Origin of the sequence: Xenorhabdus yunnanensis, from assembly GCF_028598805.1 — a bacterium.
GTDB lineage: Bacteria > Pseudomonadota > Gammaproteobacteria > Enterobacterales > Enterobacteriaceae > Xenorhabdus > Xenorhabdus yunnanensis.
The window spans coordinates 1-272 of the sequence record NZ_JAQRFI010000301.1; the positions used below are offsets into that span (position 1 = coordinate 1).

The 272-nt window shown below is 43.8% G+C and carries 1 protein-coding gene; it reads left to right on the forward strand.

Annotated elements, in window-relative coordinates; all coding sequences use genetic code 11:
* Positions 1 to 16: 16 nt before the first annotated feature.
* On the forward strand, positions 17 to 272 hold a 256-nt coding region (locus tag PSI23_RS22340), incomplete at its 3' end, for a DEAD/DEAH box helicase family protein (RefSeq protein WP_273557086.1).

Consider the following 272-nt stretch of genomic DNA (forward strand, 5'->3'; position numbering starts at 1 on the left):
TAAATAAGGGTGAGTCATGCTAGAAATTACCCCTAATTTTGCACAGGAACGCGCTTTAAATATGCTGCGTCAGAACTGGAAGAACTTCAATTCTTTCATGGTCTATGCCCCCACCGGTGCAGGGAAAACTGGATTATCTGCCTTCATCACAGACGGTTTTATATCCAAGGGGATGAAGGTCATGATGATCTGCCCATACCTTGTTCTGATAAATCAGACTGCCCAGCGCTTTATCGAATATGGGTTACCGGAAGATGAAATCGCGTATATCT